Genomic DNA, 18,795 nt, shown 5'->3' with positions numbered 1-18,795 from the left:
CGGGTGACGGCAGAGCCTGTGCTGCTACCATGCCCCTCTTTTGACGAATCCAGACGAGACACTCATGCAGATACGCCCCTTCACCCCGGCCGACACCGAGGCCGTCCTCGCCATCTGGCTGGAAGCCTCCCTGCAGGCCCACCACTTCATCGAGCCCGCTTACTGGCACGCCAACCTGGCGCCGATGCGGGAGATCTATCTGCCCGCCGCCGACAGCCAGGTGCTCTGCCTGGGTGACCAGCTGCTTGGCTTCTACTCCCTGCACGAGGGCTCCCTGGCCGCCCTCTTCGTGGCCCCCGCGCAGCAGGGGAAAGGGCTGGGCAAGGCCCTGCTCGAACACGCCAAGGGGCAGTTGCCGGCCCTGCGGCTGCAGGTCTATCAGCAGAACCGGACCGCGTGCGACTTCTATCGCTCGCAAGGATTTCAGGTGGCGGCCGACACCGTGGATCCCCACACCGGCTGCACCGAGTGGGTGATGGTCTGGCCGGCGCAGGATTAACTGGGCTCGCCGAGATAGGGCTCCTCGCGGGCCGCCTCCGCTTCACTCAGCGCCAGCAGATCGCCGTGGCTCAGCGCGAAGTCGTGCATCTGCTGGAGCAGGGGGATCAGGGCGACCCCGAGCGGGCTCAGGCTGTACTCCACCCGGGGCGGCACGTCCGGGTAGAGGGTGCGGATGATGACGCCGTCGCTCTCCAGCTCCTTGAGCTGGGCGGTGAGCACCTTCTGGCTCACCTCGGGCAGGCTGCGACGCAGGTCGCCAAAGCGCAGGGTCTGCGCGCGCAGATGAAACAGGATGGCCGGTTTCCATTTGCCGGCCAGCAGGCGCAGCACCCGGTAGGCGGGACAGGGCAGTGAGGACAAGGGATGGCTCGCGAGTGGTTACTTTGCGGTAACTATGCCACGAAAATGTGCCTTCTTGCAGCCAAGTTGCCGGCTTCCTATGATGCGGATTCCGTCAATCAACACCCACGAGAGGTGCACCATGCCCAGCCTGCTGCAGATCCATTTCAACTTCCCCGCCGAGCTGATGGGGCCGGCCCTCACGAGCGCGGCCATGCCGCTGGCCGAGTCCATCACCAGGGAGCCGGGCTTCATCTCCAAGATCTGGACCGAAAACCCGCGCACCGGCGAGGCGGGTGGCATCTATCTGTTCGAGGATGAGGCGAGCGCCCTCGCCTACGCCACCATGCACGAGCAACGGGTGCTCGCCATGGGCGCCAGCGCAGTGCAGTTCAAGCTGTTCGACGTCAACGAGCCCCTCAGCCGCCTCACCCGCGGTCTGCTGTGATCCCCTCGCCCAGCGCCAGGCGGTAGCAGCCATCCTGCTGCCAGACAAAGCCCAGCCGCCGAAACAGCCGCTGGCTGGGCAGATTGTCCGGCTCGATATCCGCCACCAGCGTGGCAAGGCCGAGCTGGCGGGCATAGGCGATCAGGGCCGTCAGCGCCTCTGTCATCCATCCCTCTCCCCAATGTCTGCGAGCCAGCATGCAGCCCACCTCCACCTGGCGCAGACCAGCCTCGCCCGCAAAGCTGTGCAGGCCGCAGGTGCCGATCAGGCGGCTGCGGTCGCGCACCACCAACCCCCACTCCAGCGACTCGCCGGCGGCCAGCAACCGCTCCACGCTCGCCAGCATCTGCGCCACGGTGGCGAGGGAGGGAAACGGCGGCTCGCCGACGAAGCGCATCACCAGAGGATCCCCGTAGATGGCGAACAGATCGGCGCTGTCTTTGGCATCAAACGCCCGCAACAGCAGCCGCGGGGTCGACAACGAAGGCAGTGTACGGGGCAGGGGCGGCAGGGCGCTGCGGTGCATCAGGCTCAAAAGCGCAGGGTCAGGCCGATATTGGCCTGCCACTGGGTCACCAGCTCGCCGCGCACCTTGAACACGCACTGGTCCGGGTTGCAGAGAAACTGGCTGTTGTCGTTGACCAGGGCGCCATAACCGCGCACCTCGGCCCGCAGCGCCAGATGTTCGGTCAGGCGCGGCTGCACCCCGAGCGCCAGCGACATGGAGGGGGCGACGTCGCTGTCGTAGGCGGCGAAACGGGTCGCCCCGATCCCGGCGCCGATATAGGGGGCCATCAGGTTGTCCGACAGGGTGAGCGCCCCGGCGAAGTGGAGGGTGTCCACCGTCAACCGCTCCGGCTGATCGGGGGAGAGGTGGGTGGACTGGTGGCTGTAGAGCAGCTCTATCATGCCGGGGTCGTCCACCTCCCTGCTGATAAACAGGCCCCAGCTGCCGGAGCGCTCCCCCTGCAAGGACTCCAGCCGGGTGGCGACGGGCGTCGGTTGGGGGTCGTCGTTGGCCTCGAAGTCGATGGCCGAGCTGTAGCCGAAGAACGGCGTCACCTGCCAGCCGGGGGCGGCCTCTCCCTCTGCGCTCCAGGCCTGCCCCAGCGGCAACAACAGCCCCATCATCATGATCCCTGCTCGTTTCATCACGGCTCCTCCGTGCGCTGCACCAGTGCCCGTCAAGCATATCAGAGCCTCCTGGCCCCTATCCTAAACCCAGCCTGTATCACGCCGTTTTCGCCGCAAGGATCACACTCGGCCGTCCCGCCCGTTATTCATCCCCGATTAACCTCTGCCCCGTATGCTGGCCGGCAACCGGCTCATGGTGGGCCGGTGCCACTCACCAGAAGGACACAGGGAATGGTTGCCGCGCAACTCAACGACCCCCAGAACAAGCTCTCCGACACCCTGCGGGCCACCGCTCACGCCATCGAGGATAGCCATATCAGCCTGCGCCAGATGCTGGCCCTGGTCGGCGAGCAGGGCATGCTGCTGTTTTGCGTGCTGCTCACCGTGCCCTTCCTGCTGCCGGTCTCCATCCCCGGCGTCAGCACCCCCTTTGGCCTGTTGATCCTGTTCATCGGCATCGGCATCACCCTCAACCGGGTGCCCTGGCTGCCCGCCATCCTGATGGAGCGCCGCTTCGCCGCCGAGCAGCTCAAACCGACCCTGCACAAGGGGGCAGATCTGCTGGCCCGCATCGACCGCTTCATCCGCCCGCGCCTGCTGTTGCTGACCGGCAACAGCACCATCAACCGCTGCAACGGTCTGCTGATCATGCTGGCGGCCCTGCTGCTGATGCTGCCGCTCGGGGCCATCCCCTTCACCAACGCCATGCCGGCCTGGGCCATCCTGCTGCTGGCCATCGGCATGCTGCAGCGCGACGGCCTGTTCGTCGCCAGCGGCTACCTGCTGGTGAGCGCCACCCTGGTCTGGTTCAGCGCCCTGGCCATCGGCCTGCTGATGGCCGGCCAGAGCGTCTCCACCCTGTTCGGCTAACGGCTACCCAAAGAAAAAGGGCAACCAGATGGTCGCCCTTTTTGACTTGTGCGGGATCCGCCGTCACAGCAGATCGTAGATAAGGGCCGAGATGGCCAGCAGCCCGATCACCAGCACGAAGAGGGTGCTCGCCCCGCGATAACGCTGGAGGGCAGGCAGACGATAGATGGAGCAGGCCGGCAGCAGGAACAGGATCACCGCGATGAGCGGCCCGCTCACCTTCTCGATGATCTCCAGCACGTTCGGGTTCAAGTAGGTGATGACCCCGGTCACCACGAACAGGATGACCGACGAGACCCGCGCTATGGTCGCTTCACGCAGCGACAGCCCCAGCCCCTGACAGGCACCGTTCACCATGCTCACCGTCCCCTCGCTCACCCCCATGGAGGTGCCGAGGAAGGATTTGGACATGGCCAGAATGGCGATGAGCGGCCCCACATAGGCGATCAGCGGATTGGAGAACTTGTTCGCCAGCGCCGACAGCACCGAAATATTGTCGATGCGGGCCTGCGCCATTTCGGCCTGACTCAGGCTCATCACGCAGCTCACCACGAAGAACAGCACGCTGCCGCAAATCAGCAGGCTGCTGCACTTGATGATCCGTTTGGCGCGCTGGTCGGCGCTCGCCTGACAGCGCTTCTTCTGCGCCGCGCTGAAGGAGGAGATGATGGGGGCGTGGCTGAAGGAGAACACCATCACCGGCACGATCAGCCAGAGGGATTTCCAGAACGCCGGGTCGCGCCAGTCCACCCCCTGACTCTCGCTGAAGTAGGAGAGACTCCACTGGGGCAGCAGATAGATGGAGAGGCCGATGAGGAAGGCGACCATGGGCAGGGCCAGCACGCTGATGGCTGACACCACGATCTGCTTGCCCGCCAGCAACACCAGGTGCAGCCCCAGCATCACCCCCAGCACCAGCAGGCCGCGCGGGATCTCGGCATTGCCCAGCTGGTGCACCACAAAGCTCTGGATCGCATTGGTGATGGAGATGCTGTAGACCAGAATGATGGGGTAGAAGGCCATCAGATAGACCAGCATCAGCAGCTTGCCTGCCCGCGCACCGAAGTGCTCTTCCACCACGTGGGTAATATCCCCTTCCCGGTGGGAGCTGGATAATACAAAACGACTCAATGCCCGATGGGAATAATAAGAAAGCGGAAATGCCATCAATAATATAAACAGCAAAATAACCGGCGAATTACTGCCAACGGTAATTGGGAGAAACAGTGTACCGGCACCGACTGCAGTGGCATATAAGCCCATGGTCCATACCGAATCACTTTTCTCCCATTTCAACTTTGATGCGGAATTACTCTTCTCAGCAATAGCAACACTCATTGCGATATACACCTTATTAATCTGTCATCTTATATTTTATTGGCCCGTGTAATTAGGCGTGGCGACATGCCGCGGCATATCGACCGGATCGTAGAAAAAACAAGCCCGCCTGCGATCAACATGATCACCAAGAGGAAACGGGGATGCCACGCTACCATCGTTGAAATCGCCATAAAGGTCAAGGTTAATAATTCATGACTGTTTGAATCAGCTTGTTTCAAAAGGAAATAAGATGTGTCATTTTGGCCTCAAGATAATCAATTCAGCTCCGTCTGATAACATAACGACAAAACCTCGATGAGTTGCTCAACAACTTGAATAAGGCCAGAGAGTGGCCCGTTAATATTAACAGCATCAGCCCGGCAATATCAGCCAATTATGCAATGAATGACCCCGACCGCCGCCGATATATTGGTGCCGGTCCTGCCGCCATATATCAGGGGGTTGGCTTCCCCTGTTTTGCCCCCTTGCGCTGGCCACCCGCAGGGCAGTGAGCGACCCGGTTGCGACCCGCCCGCTTGGCCCGATAGAGCCACTCGTCGGCGCGGGCCAGCGCCTGGTTGATCTCCTCCCCCGGCTGCACCAGGGTGGTGCCCAGACTGACGGTAAAGGCCACCGGATCCGCCGGCAGCGCCGCCACGGCGGCCCGGATCCGCTCCGCCAGCGCCTGCAGATCCGGCTCGCTCATGCCGGGCAGCAGGATCAGAAACTCCTCGCCGCCGCTGCGCACGAACAGATCGTCCGCCCGCAGCTGGGCGGCCACGCAGTCGCAGAAGCGCTGCAGCGCCCGGTCGCCCTGCTGATGGCCGAAGCGATCGTTGATCTGCTTGAAGTGGTCTATGTCCAGCATCACCAGACTGCAGGGGGCCTCTCTCTCCCGCCGCTGCCGGCAGTGCTCGAAGAAATAGCGGCGGTTGTAGAGGCCGGTCAGCTGGTCGGTTTCGCTCTGCAGCTTGAGCCGCTGCTGCAGCTCGTGCTGGCGGGTAATGTTGCGGGTCACCCAGGCCACCGCCCGCTTGCCGTCGTAGCGAGAGGGCAGCGGGGCAATCTTGCCCTCGAAGCGCTGCATCCCCTGCGGCCCGACCGAGGCGTCGATCCCCTCCACCTCCACCGCAGCCAGCTCGTACTCCACCACCTGCACCTGGCCCGAATCCAGAGCCAGGGTCACCTGATCCATCACCCAGCGGGTCATGTCGGCGGGCAGCACATCGGCCAGTCGCTTGCCCGCCAGCGGGTTACCATCCTGATAGGATTGCTGCTCCACCCCGCCGATGTATTCGATGTAGTAGCCGTCTTCGCTCAGAATGAAGACGGGATCGGGCAGCTGGGCCATCACTTCATATAATTGCTCGACCGAAAGTGCCATGCGGTTTCCTTGGATCCGGGGGACGAGAGGCGCACACCGGGCGGGCGCCTGCCCCAATTATCGTGCCGGGTGCGGCGCCGAACCAGCAGCGAATCCGGCCATTCATGGATGCGCATCAAGCAATGCGGGAAAATAGCGCTTGCCCCGCCGCCCGTTGATCAAAAGAGCAGCAATCATGGATCTTCAAGCCACCTCACAAGGCGCCGCTGCGCCCGTTGTCTGTGGCGCCCGCATCCATTAGGCTGACCTTCCTGAGTCTGCCCTCCCGGCCGACTCACCCCCCATCAGCCCGGCCAGGCAGACGCCGGCCCCCGGAAAAGGATCGTCCAGATGAAGAGAGCCATAGTGAAAGCACGCTTCGATGCCATCAGCATCGAGGGAGAACCGCTGACCGTGAAGATTGCCATCGGAGCCCCCGAGCCGGATCCCAAGTCCGCCGGCGGTGACTGGCGCTGCAAGGTGAAGCTGGACGGCCTTGGCAACAAGACCTTCATCTATGGCGTCGATGCCCTGCAGGCCCTCAGCCTCGCCCTCAAGTTCGTGGAGAGCGAGCTGCGCGCCTTCACCGATGCGGGTTGGCACTTCTACCTGCCCGGCAGCCCCGATCACCCGGTCGACATGGCCGCCTGCTACTTCCCGCAGCTGTGACGCGAGTTGCCCGCCCAGCAGACTGATAGCCATTGAGGTCGGGCAATCACTTGACCGCATTGAGTCTGAACGGTTATTGATAGAGGCCCTTTACCCGGCTCTGGAGAGACCATGTACCTGACCCAGCCCCAACCCCCTGCCGAGCAGGATGTCGACGCGCTGCGCATCGGCCTGTCGGGCTACAACATCAGCCAGGCCGGCACCCACCTGCGCGAGCACATCGCCAGTTTTATCAAGGATGAAGCGGGCAAGGTGCACGGCGGCATCACCGCCGACCTCAAGTGGGGTTGGCTGCACGTGGACTGGCTCTGGATTGACGAGCGCATCCGCCAGGATGGCTGGGGCGGCCGCCTGCTTGCCACCATGGAGCAGTACGCCCGAAGCAAGGGCATCAGCAACTTTCATCTGGAAACCACCAGCTTCCAGGCGCTGCCCTTCTACCAGAAGCAGGGTTACCAGGTCTTTGGCGAACTGCCGGACATGCCGCCGGGGCATACCACCTATTTTCTGAAAAAGCAGGTATGAGGTCGCTGTCGCCACTCACCACCGAGGGCAAGGGCAAACCCAAGCTCCTCAGCTCGGCCTTGGGTGCACTGTGTCTGCTGTTGACCACAAGCCAGAGCGCCATGGCCCTGTCGTTGCACGATCTGGATCCGGCGTTTGCGCGTTGTGAGGCAAGCAAGGCCCGCCACAAACCCGCTTTGCCTCCCAAAGAGGATCGCTTCTGGTCGCTGGAAAGAGAGCAGCAGGTGACGGTGCTGGTCTACCTGCATGAGAAGAGCATGGAACGCTGCACCGCCGCAGAGGTAGAGGCCCTGGCGATCAAGGCGTTTCATCAGGCAGTCGCCGGAGACCGCGCCTTGCTCGATGCCCTGATCAAGGCAAGATCCACGACGCTCACGCCGGCTCAGCAGGCACAGTTACAGCAAGTTGGACAGACAGAGCTGGACAGGCTGGCCAAGCTGACGGGCTTTGCACACCCTTTCTCGCTGCTCGATTACCTCAACCTGCTGGCCCCGCCCAAAGCGTGAAGGGCTGACAAACCTGTCAGCCCTTCGGCATCCTCAGTGGCTGGCGGAGCGACTGCCGCTCCAGAGCAGCTCGCCGCTGCGCAGCTCCATCAGGGTCATCGACAACCGATAGCGGCTGCCCTCGGCCACCAGATCCCCGTACAGCATGTAGCCGGCGCCGGTCTGGCGACCGAGCCGCACCAGAGAGGCCGGGTTCATCCTGCCCTGCTGATACTCCAGCTGGCCGGTGATGGCCGCCACCTGACCCGGGTCGACAAAGCGAAAACCGCTCTTGCTCTGGATGCGCTTGCTCATGGCCGCTGCCATGGCGCGGGTGTCCACCGGCTCGCCGGTGCCGTTCTGGGGCGGAGTGAGCAGCAGTACCGGCTGACCACTTTGCGCCAGCTCCCGCACCTCGGGGGCCTGCACAAACGCGTCGGCCATGGCCAGCGCCAGCCCGGTCGGTGCCACCGGTTTGGGCAGCGGCGCCCCGGTATCCGGCTTGGTCACCGGCTTGTCCGGCTGGCTCACTGGCTGGTCCGGTTCACTGACAGGAGCCTGAGTGCCACCGTAGGGATTGACCGCACAACCGCCCAGCAGCAGGGCCCCCACCATCAACAAGGAACGCAGCTTCATCTTTTCTCTCCGCCAAAAGTCCGTAAACGGGCATCAACCACCGCCCGCATGGCGGAGCCCCTGCCCCGCATCCTCCTTATGCTAGAGACAAACCCCGGCGGGGTCGATGCGCCCACCACCACCGGGCGACAGAGACTGGCGAAGCGGAGGGCACAAAAGGGTGGCAAGGCTTCACCCGATTCCGTTAGGGTAGTGCCGGTAAAACATCAACAGTAACGCAGCGGTAAGCCCGGCGCACAACACGCCGGAACCCGACAGAGATCATCACACTCAAGCAGGAAGCACTATGCAACTCACCCCACCCCAACCGCCTCAGGACGATGAGATCGAAGCGCTGCGCATTGGCCTCTCGGGCTTCAACACGGGTCACGCCGGCACCCATCTGCGCGAGCAGATCGCCAGCTTTATCAAGGATGAAGAGGGCAAGGTACACGGCGGCATCATCGCCGATATCAAGTGGGGCTGGCTGCACGTCGACTGGCTCTGGATCGACGAAAGCATCCGCCGCGATGGCTGGGGCGGCCGCCTGCTCGGCGCCATGGAGCAGTACGCCCAAAGCAAGGGCATCAGCAACTACCATCTGGAAACCACCAGTTTTCAGGCCCTCCCCTTCTACCAGAAGCAGGGCTACGAGGTCTTTGGCCAGCTGCCCGATATGCCGCCGGGGCATATCAGTTACTTCCTGAAAAAGCAGTCATAAGCCGATGAGCAGCCGCAACAGCCCTGCAATAGACAAGGCGCCGGATAGCTGGAGTCTCCCCTTCTACAGGCGCCTTGCCTTGCTCTTTGCGCTGCTTGCAACCAGCTCCAGCACCCTTGCCCTGTCACTACACGATCTGGATCCGGCCTTTGAGCGGTGCGAAGCGATCAAGTCACAACACAGCGCCACACTGCCCACGAAAAGCGACCTCTTCTGGTCACTGGAGAAAGCACAGCAAGCGACTGTTCTGATCTATTTGCATGAGAAAAGCATGGAGCGCTGCACGGCAGCAGAAGTGGATGCACTGGAGATCAAGGCGTTCCATCAGGCGGTTGAGGGAGACCGCAGTTTTCTCGACACCCTGATCAAGGCGAGAGCAACAACGCTCACTCCCGCCCAACAAGCTCAGTTGCAGCAAGTCGGCCAAGCAGAGTTGGATAGATTGGCCGGGATGAAGGAATTTGCTCTGCCTTTCTCGCTAACCAAGTACCTCAAGCAGCTGTGAGTTGGAAAAGATAACCTACGTACTTTGGATATAGGAATATCTGGCAACAGGGACTAGTAATCCTTTTCATCTCTAAAATAAAAACTTCAAGCTCTACTATTTAATTGGCAGAAAGAAATTAACACTAAGTCAGATTATTACACCGGATAAGCAAAATACTATTATCTAGAGTGATAGGTTCACTCTGATTTATAAAAATCGTTACACATTTTTTAGATTTAGAGTAGATATTTTTCACAAAGACTATAAGAAATTATTTTTAAATAAATCACGTACTGTATGTAATGGCCCCTATAGGGGCCATCGATAATAGTCAGAAGTTGAAAGGAACAACTACATCGTCAAATTCAATCTCATCAACTTCTTCATAGTGAACACCACAGATATCTGCTAACAGTCTTGCATGTACTCCAAGCTTTTTAGCAAGCATATCAAATGATATTCCTAATTCATTCTTAAGTAACGAGATACTCTCCTGTAAAACATGTGGCTCTTCCATAGCCAGTTCATCATCTAATCTTTCTTTCCTTGTTTGCCGTGTCTGACTAAACCAAACATTGGCACCTCTATATTGCTGCGCGTTAATAAAACCCAAAAAATGGGCGCGATATATTATTGCCTTTGCACTAACCTTCCATCTAATCTTGAGATCGTATACTTTTTTCCAATTAATAATGCCATCTCTTCCCAAGCAAGATGGAAACTCTCTTGCAAAAGAGCTTCGAGGAAAAAGAAAGGCACTAGCAAAGGCATCCGCTTCACGTTCAGTTTGCTTGCAACCAGTTTCAATCCCATCATGCATAACTAGATGCCCACACTCATGGGCTAGATCAAAACGCATTCTGCATACACTTTCTTTGGCGGAGTTTCGAATTATTATTGGATATTTTCTATTAACTGATAAAGCATCAACCTTTTCAGAAACACCATCAAAGCAAGTAACAATTGCACCCTGATTTTCAACAACATTGATCATATTATCGATGGGTGCATCTAGCGATAGCCCCCATCGTTCTCTTGCTCCTTCCGCAATCTTTTCAATTATCGGCGAAGTTAATACATCTATTTTACTGTTGTCGATAAGATTAAATTTATTCTCAGGCATATCCAAATGCTCATGCAACTCTGTCACTAATTGCTCAAGGATTGTACTGTATGCCTGAACTCGTTCTTTCACACCCACAGGGGTGGTCTGTCTCTTTCTAAAATGGCATTGTTCTGGTTTCACATCACCAGAAAGAGGTCTTTCAAAAAAATCTGGCTGTACTCTTAGATACTCAGCAAGAGCATTCGTGACATCAGATGCAGGAGCACGAATATCACTTTCATACTGATGTATGCTTTGCCTAGATACAGATACAGCTTCACCCAACTCTTGCAGGGTAAAGCCATTTAATATGCGAGCCAGACGAAGTCGCTCACCATAGAAAGTCATGGACATAATCTACTAACCATTGTCACTATCCTCCACTTTTTTGATTTTTCTCTTGATGGAGATAGATGCTTTATCAGTTTTAATAGGCTCAGGAAGGTCTTCGTTAATAAGACCCAAAGCTGTTACACGCTCATCAAGTGCAATTTCCCAACAGGAAACTTGAACACTATTCTGAAAACCAGCAAACGTGACTCGTTCTACATAGCGAAACTCATCTACTTCAATGGCAAAAAACCAAAGCACAGTTGCGGCATCCCCAATCTCTGGGGGCAATAGCGACATTTGTTTCATCGCTTCAACAGAAGGAATTAATCTGCGTTCCTCTGGGCAAGAGGGTCTCCCACGATATAGCCGAACGGGAACAGAACTAACAGAGAAGGTAAATTTTCCATCTGGTTTGACAATTCCAAGCCATGGCCATCCCGCATTATCTGCAGCCGCACGAATAATTCTGTTACGCGAGCACTCATACGCTCTCATACCTGTCGCACGGGCAGTATCACCAAGTTCATCATCATGCCTGTCAATAACATCATCTCTGACATCTCGGATAAGAGATGCAAGTCGTTTTAGTCGCTCTTGTGATAATGCCGGATTTAATTCCCACGGTTTTTGCATACTTAGAGATCCTCTAACAAGGAGTTGGTGTAGCCCAGAAGGGTGCTCGGTGAAATGTCCTTGCATGATCTTGCGTTTTCTTTGATTTGTCAAGCCACCCAGAAAATGTCATCTCGTTTTTGATTGTTCAACCTCGATGGCCTACAGAGGAACTGGAAGCCCTTTTATGTTCCTAAACCCAGCTCAAAATCGGACATAGGGTGGATAAGGCAACCCCTCGCACAGAGTTCCATTCACCCACAGCTATTTTTACGCCAGCGAAACAATGCCAACGACAATCGTTACACCAGAGAGACAATCCTGCTGGAGCAAACAAAGCAAAGCGGCAAGCAGTGGCGGGGAGCTGCCCCTCCGATCTGCTTGCCGCTATCTCTTACTGCAGGTGTAAACGTCGTTAGCGACCCAAGAAGGGTTCCCAATCTTTAAACACCGGCTGCAACCCTGCCTGCCGCACGGCGGCGGCCACTTCCCCCACCGGGCGGTCGTCGTGGATGGCGAACTGCTCCAGCTCCTCGGCATCCCCTTCGGCATAGCCTCCCGGCTGGGTGCGCGACTCGGCCGACATCTGGGTAATGCCAAGGCGCACCGCACCGTTGCGAAAGGTGGCCGACTCGCGGGTGGAGAGGGACAAGTCCAGGGTGGGCGAGAAGAGGCGCCAGGCGCAGATCAGCTGGGCCAGCTGGCGATCCGACATGACCACGGCAGGCTCCAGCCCACCGGTGCAGGGGCGCAAGCGCGGGAAGGAGAGCGAGTAGCGGCTCTGCCAGTGGTGGCGCTCAAGCCAGCTCAGATGCTCGGCGACAAAGTAGCTGTCGGCGCGCCAATCCGAGGAGAGCCCGATGAGCGCCCCCAACCCGATTTTGTCGATACCGGCACGGCCGAGCCGATCCGGCGTGGCGAGGCGCCATGCGATGTCCCGCTTGTTGCCGCGCAGATGGTGGCGAGCGTAGGTGGGGGCGTGGTAGGTCTCCTGATAGACCATGACGGCGTCGAGGCCGAGGGTTTTCAGCTCGGCGTACTCGGCTTGCGAGAGGGGCTGCACCTCCATCCCCACCGTGCTGAAGTGGCGGCGGATGATGGGCAACACCTCGCGAAAATAGGCGAGCCCCACCTTGTGCTCGTGCTCGCCGGTCACCAGCAGCACGCTGTCGAAACCGCGCGCCTTGATGGCCAGACACTCGCGCTCGATCTCCTCTGCATTCAAGGTCTTGCGCCTAAGGCGGTTGCTCATGGAGAAGCCGCAGTAGGTGCAGTCATTGGCGCACAGGTTCGACAGATAGAGCGGCACATAGAAGCCGATGGTGTTGCCAAAACGCTGACGAGTGAGCCGCTCGGCCTCGGCTGCCATCTGCGGCAACCAGCCTTCAGCGGCCGGGGAAATCAGCGCCATAAAATCGGCCAGTGTGCGGCGCGGTGAACCCAGCGCCCGTGCCACATCGGCGGCCGTCTTGGCGCGGATCTGCATGCCGATATCGTCCCACTCCAGCTCCTGCCAACGGTCGAGAAAGGAGGGGGCTGTCTCTGATTCCATTTCCCCCAGAACCCTCACCCCCAGCCCCTCTCCCAGAGGGAGAGGGGGGCGAACAGCTAGCTGATCTTGTGGTAGCGAGCCCATAGCCGAGGCATCCATCCCTTCTAAACCCTGATTCATAACGCCCCCAGAAAATCGGTGAGCGGGCTGGAGGCTTGCGCCTGCAGGGCGCGGACGCCGAGGCCCGCCTTATAGGCGCTGCGCCCGGCGCTGCAAGCCAGCGCAAAGGCGCGGCCCATAACGACCGGGTCGCCGCTCACCGCGATGGCGGTGTTGACCAGCACGGCATCGGCGCCGAGCTCAAAGGCGGCGGCCGCGTGGCTCGGCGCACCTATGCCCGCATCCACCACCACGGGCACATTGGCCTGCTCGACGATGATGGCGAGAAACTCCCGGGTCACCAGCCCCTGATTGGAGCCGATGGGCGCGCCGAGCGGCATCACGGCGGCGCAGCCCACCTCTTCCAACCGCTTGCACAGCACAGGATCCGCCCCACAGTAGGGCAACACCACGAAGCCCTCTTTGACCAGCTGCTCGGCGGCTTTCAACGTCTCGATGGGATCGGGCAGCAGATAGCGAGGATCGGGGTGGATCTCGAGCTTGAGCCAGTTCGTCCCCAGCGCCTCACGGGCCAGGTGGGCGGCAAACACCGCCTCGGCGGCGGTCTTGGCGCCGGAGGTGTTGGGCAGCAACTTGACCCCGAGTTGCAGCAAGGGGCTCAGGATATCGTCGTGGGCCTTGCCCGGTTCGAGCCGCTTGATGGCCATGGTGACCAGCCGGGAGCCGCTCGCCTCGATGGCGGCGGCCATCAGATCCGGGCGGGCAAACTTGCCGGTGCCGGTAAAGAGGCGCGAAGAGAAGGTGTGATCGGCAATCTTGAGCATGTCAGCCTCCGGCAATGGCGGTAAAGAGGTGAAGTTCATCCCCGTCGTTGAGACGGGTCTCGGCCCAGCGGCCACGGGGCAGCACGGCGCCGTTAAGGGCCACCGCCACCCCCTGAGGATGGACGTCCTGGGCGGCCAGCAGGTCGGCCACGCTCTGCCCTGCCGCCAGCGGCTGGGCTTTATCGTTGAGTCGAATGGTCAAGGTCATGGGGTGATTTCCTTGTGCGGCCCGCAAACCGGACAGTCGGGGTCGGGAGCCAGAGTGAGGGTCTGCCACTGATGGGCCAGCGCATCGAAGCGGCGCAGGGTGCCGGCGACCGGGCTCGGCAGGCCGAGCAACAGTTTCAGTGCCTCCAGCGCCTGCAGGGTACCCATCACCCCGACCAGCGGGCCGGTGACGCCGCTGGTCTCGCAGCTCTGACTCACCTTGGTATCCTGCGGATAGAGGCAGGCGTAGCAGGCGTGATCGCTGTTTACTCGTGCCATAAGCTGTCCCTGCCAGCCCACCGCGGCGGCGGAGATCCAGGGTTTGCCCTGGGCCACGCAGGCGGCGTTGATGGCCTGGCGGGTGGCCAGGTTGTCGCAGCAGTCGACAACCAGATCCACCTCTTCCACAAAACCGGGCAGGCTGGCGGCATCGAGCCGTTGGTTGATGGCGATCAGCTCCACCAGCGGGTTGTGGGCGGCCAAACGCTCGCGGGCCAGCTCCGCCTTGGAGTGGTTGACTGCATCAGAGTCGAACAGGATCTGGCGCGGCAGATTGCTGGAATCCACAGTATCGCCATCGGCTAGCCAGAGGGTGCCCACACCGGCCCCAGCCAGATAGAGGGCGAGCGGCGAGCCGAGCCCGCCGAGGCCCACGATCAGCACGGACTTATCTTTGAGCCGCGCCTGACCCGCCTCCCCCACTTCCGCCAGCATCAGCTGGCGGCCGTATCTGAGATACTCTTTGTCACTGAGAGATGCGGCATCAGAGCGCATGTTCCACCTCCCGCATCACACAGGCCGAACGTGGCTCGTCCCCCGCCCCCACGGCGGCGAGCAGCCGCTCGGTCGCCCCCTGCCAGTCGTCGCTCGCCGTGATGGCCGAGACCAAGGCGATGCTGCCGACCCCACTCTCTTTTACCGCCGCGACCCGCTCCTCGCTGATGCCGCCGATGGCCACCGTAGGCCAGTCGCACATCAGGGCGCGGTAGCGGTGCAGCCGCGCCAGCCCCTGAGGGCGCGAAGGCATCGCCTTGGTGTTGGTCGGGAAGATATGGCCGAGCGCTATATAGGAGGGGGCCAGCTCGCGGGCCCGCATCAGCTCGAAGTAGCCGTGGGTGGAGATGCCAAGGCGCAGCCCGGCCGCCTGAATGGCGGCGAGATCGGCGGTCTCCATGTCCTCCTGCCCCAGGTGCACGCCCCAGGCGCCCGCCTCGATGGCCTGTTGCCAGTAGTCGTTGATAAAGAGCCGCGCCCCATGGCGGCGACCGAGCGCCACAGCATCGCGAATGGCCGGTGCCACCTGAGCGGCGGGCAGATTCTTGATGCGCAGCTGTATGGTCTTGACCCCCTGCCCCAGCAGGCGGCGCAGCCACTTGACCGAATCCACCACCGGATAGAGGCCGAGGCTGTGTTCGGTCGCGGCGAAGGGGCCCTGCGGCAGGCGAGCGCTGCTCGATTCATACAGGCCGAAGCGGCGATCGAGGGTTGACCCCGCCAATACGGCGCGGGGGAAGTGAGCCAGAGCGGCGGGCCAACCGAGATGGGCGATGGGGCCCGGGCCTGCCCCCACTCCTTGCGCCGCCGCCAAGCCCTGTTGCAGGTAGGCGCGAGCGAGGGTGATGGCATCCTCTACCGGATAATCCTGCGCCACCACGGCGGCGATGGCGCTGGCGTAACAGCAGCCGGTGCCATGGCCGTGGCGGGTATCGAGGCGCGGTGCGGCGAGCCAGAATTCACGCTGCTCATCCTGGTAGTAGTCGAGGCAGAGATCGCCGCTCCACTCAAGATGCCCCCCCTTGACCAGCACGGCGCGAGCGCCGAGTTCACGCAGACGGCGGGCAGCGAGGCGCACCAGTTCGGGACTGCTGACCGGCAGTCCGGTCAGGGCTTCCAGCTCGGGGCCGTTGGGGGTGATCAAGGAGAGGCGCGGCAACAGCTGCTCGCGCACCGCCTCCAGCATATTGGGCTCCGCCATCGGGGTGCCGGTGCTGGCGATGGCCACCGGATCGTAGACCACGAAGGGCGCCTCGATGGCTGCCAGTCGGCGGGCCAGCACCTCGACGTGAAGCCGGGTCGGCAGCAGGCCTATCTTGATGGCGGCGGGCGGCAGATCGACGCCAAGGGCGTCGATCTGGGCGGTGAAGGTCTGCATCAGCACAGGGTCGACCATCTTCACCGCCACCGAGTTCTGGGCGGTAATGGCGGAGATGACCGAGCAACCATGCACGCCGAGGTCGTGCAATGTGTGCAAGTCGGCCTGAATACCGGCGCCGCCGCCGGAGTCTGATCCCGCTATGGTCCAGACCACGGGACGGGCCTGCGTCACGGCGGACAGGTCGGCGGGGCTGACAGCCCCGCGCTCGCTGCTCACGCCTCCTCCCCTGCGGCCTGCTTCAGGGTCGCCGCCTGGTGGTAGATCTCGCCGCCGGTCTCCTTGAAGGTCTCGGCCATCCGCGCCATGCCGCTCTCGACGTCGGTCTGCTTGAAGGTCTCGGGCTCCTTGTGGGCCATGCCGCTCTCCACCTCGGCCACCACCCGCTCCTGCTGGCCATCCATGCCCACCAGCTTGATCTCCACCGCTTCCAGCTTGGCGGCGTAGTCGCGCACGTCCTGGGTGATCTTCATGGAGCAGAACTTGGGCCCGCACATGGAGCAGAAGTGCGCCACCTTGCCGGACTCCTGGGGCAGGGTCTCGTCGTGGTAGGCACGGGCGGTGTCGGGATCCAGCGCCAGGTTGAACTGATCCTCCCAGCGGAACTCGAAGCGCGCCTTGGACATGGCGTTGTCGCGGATCTGGGCGCCCGGGTGGCCCTTGGCAAGGTCAGCTGCGTGGGCGGCGATCTTGTAGGTGATGAGCCCCTGCTTCACGTCTTCCTTGTTGGGCAGGCCCAGGTGCTCCTTGGGGGTCACGTAGCAGAGCATGGCGCAGCCGTACCAGCCGATGAGCGCGGCGCCGATGCCGGAGGTGAAGTGATCGTAACCCGGGGCGATATCGGTGGTGAGCGGCCCCAGGGTATAGAAAGGCGCCTCGTGGCAGTGCTCCAGCTGCTCGGTCATGTTGCGCTCGATCATGTGCATGGGCACGTGGCCGGGGCCCTCGATCATCACCTGCACGTCGTATTCCCAGGCAATTTTGGTGAGCTCGCCCAGGGTGCGCAGCTCGGCGAACTGGGCCTCGTCGTTGGCGTCATAGACGGAGCCCGGACGCAGGCCGTCACCCAGCGACAGGCTGACGTCGTAGGCGGCGCAGATCTCGCAGATCTCGCGGAAATGCTCGTAGAGGAAGTTCTCCTTGTGGTGGGAGAGGCACCACTTGGCCATGATGCTACCGCCACGGGAGACGATGCCGGTAAGGCGCTTGGCGGTCATGGGCACGAAGCGCAGCAAGACTCCTGCGTGGATGGTGAAGTAGTCCACCCCCTGCTCGGCCTGCTCCAGCAGGGTGTCGCGGAACAGCTCCCAGGTGAGATCCTCGGCGATGCCGTTGGTCTTCTCCAGCGCCTGATAGATGGGCACGGTACCGATGGGCACCGGGCTGTTGCGCAGGATCCACTCGCGGGTCTCGTGGATGTAGCGGCCGGTGGAGAGATCCATCACTGTGTCGGCGCCCCAGCGGGTGGACCACACCAGCTTCTCCACTTCCTCTTCGATGCTGGAAGTGACCGCCGAGTTGCCGATATTGGCGTTGATCTTCACCAGGAAGTTGCGGCCGATGATCATGGGCTCCGCTTCCGGGTGGTTGATGTTGCTGGGGATGATGGCGCGACCGGCGGCCACCTCATCGCGCACGAACTCGGGGGTGATGTTCTCCGGCAGTCTGGCGCCAAAGCCCTGACCCGGATGCTGGGTGCGCAGGAGCTCGGAGCGCACCCGCTCGCGGCCCATGTTCTCGCGCAGGGCAATAAATTCCATCTCGGGGGTGACGATGCCTTGGCGGGCATAGTGCAGCTGGGTGACCCGGCGGCCCGGCTTGGCACGGCGGGCGCTCGGCAGATGCTCGAAGCGCAGGTGATCCAGCCCCTCGTCCGCCAGCCGCTCCTGAGTGAAGGTGGAGCTCAGCCCGTCCAGCGCGTCGGTGTCATCGCGCTCCAGCACCCAGGCTTCGCGCAGGCGCGGCAGACCGCGGCGCACGTCGATGGGGGCGGCCTCTTCCCCATAGGGGCCCGAGGTATCGTAAACCGGCACCGGCTCGTTGGGCTCGAACTGGGGGGCTTCCTTGGTGCCGCCGACGAAGGTGTCGGCCAGCTGGATCTCCCGCAAAGGAACACGGATGTCGGGGCGAGAACCCTGGATGAAGATGCGGCGGGAGTTGGGGTGAGCCATCCCCTTGAGGTTGTCGATAAAGGTCTGGGCGCTGGAGCGCTGCTCGCGGCGGCTGGATTTATTGGTATCAGAAACATTGGTAGACATAGCAAAACTCACATTAACTGGTTGAAGTTATGGGTGTTTGCTTGTCTGGAGTTCGAGGAGAAGATGAACTTGCGGCGGGATGTGTTCGGGGGGAGTGAGTCGGGCATGGATCTTCCCTGCTCTGCCGTCCCGTGTTTCCCTTGTTCTGGAAACCCGGCGCCCTATGAACAACCGGATGGGACAGCCTCCCCCTGTGCGCCTGTAGCGGCCAGAGG

Annotated in this window: 22 protein-coding genes; 8 read left to right on the top strand and 14 right to left on the bottom strand. The window is 61.2% G+C overall.

Annotation, left to right across the window (positions count from 1 at the left end; genetic code table 11):
- Positions 1–64 precede the first annotated feature (64 nt).
- The gene (locus CK627_RS06090) at positions 65–499 is read left to right on the top strand and encodes an N-acetyltransferase (protein WP_095591899.1); all 435 of its coding nucleotides are present in this window, start codon (positions 65–67) and stop codon (positions 497–499) included.
- Here the strand turns inward: CK627_RS06090 and CK627_RS06085 are convergent.
- The gene (locus tag CK627_RS06085) at positions 496–861 is read right to left on the bottom strand and encodes a winged helix-turn-helix transcriptional regulator (RefSeq protein ID WP_095591898.1); all 366 of its coding nucleotides are present in this window, start codon (positions 859–861) and stop codon (positions 496–498) included. The two genes, CK627_RS06090 and CK627_RS06085, sit on opposite strands and share 4 nt — an antisense overlap.
- A gap of 121 nt (positions 862–982) precedes the next feature.
- Between CK627_RS06085 and CK627_RS06080 the strand changes: the two genes are divergently transcribed.
- Complete coding sequence (locus CK627_RS06080) at positions 983–1,288, top strand: monooxygenase (RefSeq protein ID WP_017764631.1); 306 nt, start codon at positions 983–985, stop codon at positions 1,286–1,288.
- Here the strand turns inward: CK627_RS06080 and CK627_RS06075 are convergent.
- Entirely contained in the window at positions 1,269–1,814 is a 546-nt protein-coding gene (locus CK627_RS06075; RefSeq protein WP_167385286.1) for a GNAT family N-acetyltransferase, read from the bottom strand. The genes CK627_RS06080 and CK627_RS06075 overlap by 20 nt on opposite strands.
- A gap of 5 nt (positions 1,815–1,819) precedes the next feature.
- On the bottom strand, positions 1,820–2,440 hold the full coding sequence (locus CK627_RS06070) for an outer membrane beta-barrel protein (RefSeq protein ID WP_017764633.1): 621 nt from the start codon (positions 2,438–2,440) through the stop codon (positions 1,820–1,822).
- Between the two features lie 213 nt (positions 2,441–2,653).
- Between CK627_RS06070 and CK627_RS06065 the strand changes: the two genes are divergently transcribed.
- Positions 2,654–3,292: an exopolysaccharide biosynthesis protein gene (locus CK627_RS06065; protein WP_095591896.1), complete on the top strand. Its 639-nt coding sequence runs from the start codon at positions 2,654–2,656 to the stop codon at positions 3,290–3,292.
- Between the two features lie 63 nt (positions 3,293–3,355).
- Here the strand turns inward: CK627_RS06065 and CK627_RS06060 are convergent, their stop codons facing one another.
- Together CK627_RS06060 and CK627_RS06055 are read right to left on the bottom strand one after the other, a co-directional pair.
- Positions 3,356–4,630, bottom strand: coding sequence for an amino acid permease (locus CK627_RS06060; RefSeq protein ID WP_024942174.1), 1,275 nt, complete (start codon positions 4,628–4,630; stop codon positions 3,356–3,358).
- Between the two features lie 436 nt (positions 4,631–5,066).
- Complete coding sequence (locus tag CK627_RS06055; protein WP_095591895.1) at positions 5,067–5,996, bottom strand: GGDEF domain-containing protein; 930 nt, start codon at positions 5,994–5,996, stop codon at positions 5,067–5,069.
- A 330-nt stretch (positions 5,997–6,326) separates the two neighbouring features.
- On the opposite strand from CK627_RS06055, the gene CK627_RS06050 reads away from it, so the two are divergent.
- The 3 genes from CK627_RS06050 to CK627_RS06040 all read left to right on the top strand — a co-directional run bounded on the left by CK627_RS06050 (position 6,327) and on the right by CK627_RS06040 (position 7,675).
- A complete protein-coding gene (locus tag CK627_RS06050; protein WP_095591894.1) occupies positions 6,327–6,644 on the top strand; it encodes a DUF6968 family protein in 318 nt (105 codons plus the stop codon).
- Positions 6,645–6,755: 111 nt separating this feature from the next.
- A complete protein-coding gene (locus tag CK627_RS06045) occupies positions 6,756–7,169 on the top strand; it encodes a GNAT family N-acetyltransferase (RefSeq protein WP_095591893.1) in 414 nt (137 codons plus the stop codon).
- Positions 7,166–7,675, top strand: coding sequence for a hypothetical protein (locus tag CK627_RS06040; RefSeq protein ID WP_095591892.1), 510 nt, complete (start codon positions 7,166–7,168; stop codon positions 7,673–7,675). Before CK627_RS06045 ends, CK627_RS06040 begins: the two co-directional genes overlap by 4 nt.
- A 33-nt stretch (positions 7,676–7,708) precedes the next feature.
- Here CK627_RS06040 and CK627_RS06035 read toward each other — a convergent pair whose 3' ends face one another.
- Positions 7,709–8,290, bottom strand: a complete 582-nt coding sequence (locus CK627_RS06035; protein WP_095591891.1) for an LpoB-related protein — start codon at positions 8,288–8,290, stop codon at positions 7,709–7,711.
- Between the two features lie 286 nt (positions 8,291–8,576).
- Between CK627_RS06035 and CK627_RS06030 the strand changes: the two genes are divergently transcribed.
- Positions 8,577–8,990, top strand: a complete 414-nt coding sequence (locus CK627_RS06030) for a GNAT family N-acetyltransferase (RefSeq protein ID WP_095591890.1) — start codon at positions 8,577–8,579, stop codon at positions 8,988–8,990.
- A 4-nt stretch (positions 8,991–8,994) separates the two neighbouring features.
- A complete protein-coding gene (locus CK627_RS06025) occupies positions 8,995–9,495 on the top strand; it encodes a hypothetical protein (protein ID WP_254425348.1) in 501 nt (166 codons plus the stop codon).
- A 313-nt stretch (positions 9,496–9,808) separates the two neighbouring features.
- Here CK627_RS06025 and CK627_RS06020 read toward each other — a convergent pair whose 3' ends face one another.
- The 8 genes from CK627_RS06020 to thiC all read right to left on the bottom strand — a co-directional run bounded on the left by CK627_RS06020 (position 9,809) and on the right by thiC (position 18,580).
- A complete protein-coding gene (locus CK627_RS06020; protein WP_005348719.1) occupies positions 9,809–10,930 on the bottom strand; it encodes a helix-turn-helix domain-containing protein in 1,122 nt (373 codons plus the stop codon).
- Between the two features lie 12 nt (positions 10,931–10,942).
- The gene (locus tag CK627_RS22965) at positions 10,943–11,548 is read right to left on the bottom strand and encodes a hypothetical protein (protein ID WP_005348717.1); all 606 of its coding nucleotides are present in this window, start codon (positions 11,546–11,548) and stop codon (positions 10,943–10,945) included.
- Positions 11,549–11,942: 394 nt separating this feature from the next.
- Positions 11,943–13,079, bottom strand: coding sequence for a 2-iminoacetate synthase ThiH (gene thiH / locus CK627_RS06010; RefSeq protein WP_095591889.1), 1,137 nt, complete (start codon positions 13,077–13,079; stop codon positions 11,943–11,945).
- Between the two features lie 116 nt (positions 13,080–13,195).
- The gene (locus tag CK627_RS06005) at positions 13,196–13,963 is read right to left on the bottom strand and encodes a thiazole synthase (RefSeq protein WP_095591888.1); all 768 of its coding nucleotides are present in this window, start codon (positions 13,961–13,963) and stop codon (positions 13,196–13,198) included.
- A gap of 1 nt (position 13,964) precedes the next feature.
- On the bottom strand, positions 13,965–14,171 hold the full coding sequence (gene thiS / locus CK627_RS06000; protein WP_042009043.1) for a sulfur carrier protein ThiS: 207 nt from the start codon (positions 14,169–14,171) through the stop codon (positions 13,965–13,967).
- A complete protein-coding gene (locus CK627_RS05995; protein WP_095591886.1) occupies positions 14,168–14,944 on the bottom strand; it encodes a HesA/MoeB/ThiF family protein in 777 nt (258 codons plus the stop codon). The genes thiS and CK627_RS05995 overlap by 4 nt, the downstream gene beginning before the upstream one ends.
- Complete coding sequence (thiE, locus tag CK627_RS05990) at positions 14,934–16,541, bottom strand: thiamine phosphate synthase (RefSeq protein ID WP_095591885.1); 1,608 nt, start codon at positions 16,539–16,541, stop codon at positions 14,934–14,936. Before thiE ends, CK627_RS05995 begins: the two co-directional genes overlap by 11 nt.
- The gene (gene thiC, locus CK627_RS05985; protein WP_095591884.1) at positions 16,538–18,580 is read right to left on the bottom strand and encodes a phosphomethylpyrimidine synthase ThiC; all 2,043 of its coding nucleotides are present in this window, start codon (positions 18,578–18,580) and stop codon (positions 16,538–16,540) included. The genes thiE and thiC overlap by 4 nt, the downstream gene beginning before the upstream one ends.
- Positions 18,581–18,795: the final 215 nt, after the last annotated feature.

Origin of the sequence: Aeromonas dhakensis, from assembly GCF_002285935.1 — a bacterium.
Lineage (GTDB): Bacteria > Pseudomonadota > Gammaproteobacteria > Enterobacterales > Aeromonadaceae > Aeromonas > Aeromonas dhakensis.
Note: the sequence above shows the minus strand (reverse complement) of the source record. Positions and strands in the feature narration are given on the sequence as shown.

Coding starts and splice junctions, on each gene's coding strand:
- CK627_RS06090 (WP_095591899.1), top strand. CDS start 65: ATGCAGATACGCCCCTTCACCCCGGCCGACACCGAGGCCGTCCTCGCC.
- CK627_RS06080 (WP_017764631.1), top strand. CDS start 983: ATGCCCAGCCTGCTGCAGATCCATTTCAACTTCCCCGCCGAGCTGATG.
- CK627_RS06075 (WP_167385286.1), bottom strand. CDS start 1,814: ATGCACCGCAGCGCCCTGCCGCCCCTGCCCCGTACACTGCCTTCGTTG.
- CK627_RS06070 (WP_017764633.1), bottom strand. CDS start 2,440: ATGAAACGAGCAGGGATCATGATGATGGGGCTGTTGTTGCCGCTGGGG.
- CK627_RS06065 (WP_095591896.1), top strand. CDS start 2,654: ATGGTTGCCGCGCAACTCAACGACCCCCAGAACAAGCTCTCCGACACC.
- CK627_RS06060 (WP_024942174.1), bottom strand. CDS start 4,630: ATGAGTGTTGCTATTGCTGAGAAGAGTAATTCCGCATCAAAGTTGAAA.
- CK627_RS06055 (WP_095591895.1), bottom strand. CDS start 5,996: ATGGCACTTTCGGTCGAGCAATTATATGAAGTGATGGCCCAGCTGCCC.
- CK627_RS06050 (WP_095591894.1), top strand. CDS start 6,327: ATGAAGAGAGCCATAGTGAAAGCACGCTTCGATGCCATCAGCATCGAG.
- CK627_RS06045 (WP_095591893.1), top strand. CDS start 6,756: ATGTACCTGACCCAGCCCCAACCCCCTGCCGAGCAGGATGTCGACGCG.
- CK627_RS06040 (WP_095591892.1), top strand. CDS start 7,166: ATGAGGTCGCTGTCGCCACTCACCACCGAGGGCAAGGGCAAACCCAAG.
- CK627_RS06035 (WP_095591891.1), bottom strand. CDS start 8,290: ATGAAGCTGCGTTCCTTGTTGATGGTGGGGGCCCTGCTGCTGGGCGGT.
- CK627_RS06030 (WP_095591890.1), top strand. CDS start 8,577: ATGCAACTCACCCCACCCCAACCGCCTCAGGACGATGAGATCGAAGCG.
- CK627_RS06025 (WP_254425348.1), top strand. CDS start 8,995: ATGAGCAGCCGCAACAGCCCTGCAATAGACAAGGCGCCGGATAGCTGG.
- CK627_RS06020 (WP_005348719.1), bottom strand. CDS start 10,930: ATGACTTTCTATGGTGAGCGACTTCGTCTGGCTCGCATATTAAATGGC.
- CK627_RS22965 (WP_005348717.1), bottom strand. CDS start 11,548: ATGCAAAAACCGTGGGAATTAAATCCGGCATTATCACAAGAGCGACTA.
- thiH (WP_095591889.1), bottom strand. CDS start 13,079: ATGGAATCAGAGACAGCCCCCTCCTTTCTCGACCGTTGGCAGGAGCTG.
- CK627_RS06005 (WP_095591888.1), bottom strand. CDS start 13,963: ATGCTCAAGATTGCCGATCACACCTTCTCTTCGCGCCTCTTTACCGGC.
- thiS (WP_042009043.1), bottom strand. CDS start 14,171: ATGACCTTGACCATTCGACTCAACGATAAAGCCCAGCCGCTGGCGGCA.
- CK627_RS05995 (WP_095591886.1), bottom strand. CDS start 14,944: ATGCGCTCTGATGCCGCATCTCTCAGTGACAAAGAGTATCTCAGATAC.
- thiC (WP_095591884.1), bottom strand. CDS start 18,580: ATGTCTACCAATGTTTCTGATACCAATAAATCCAGCCGCCGCGAGCAG.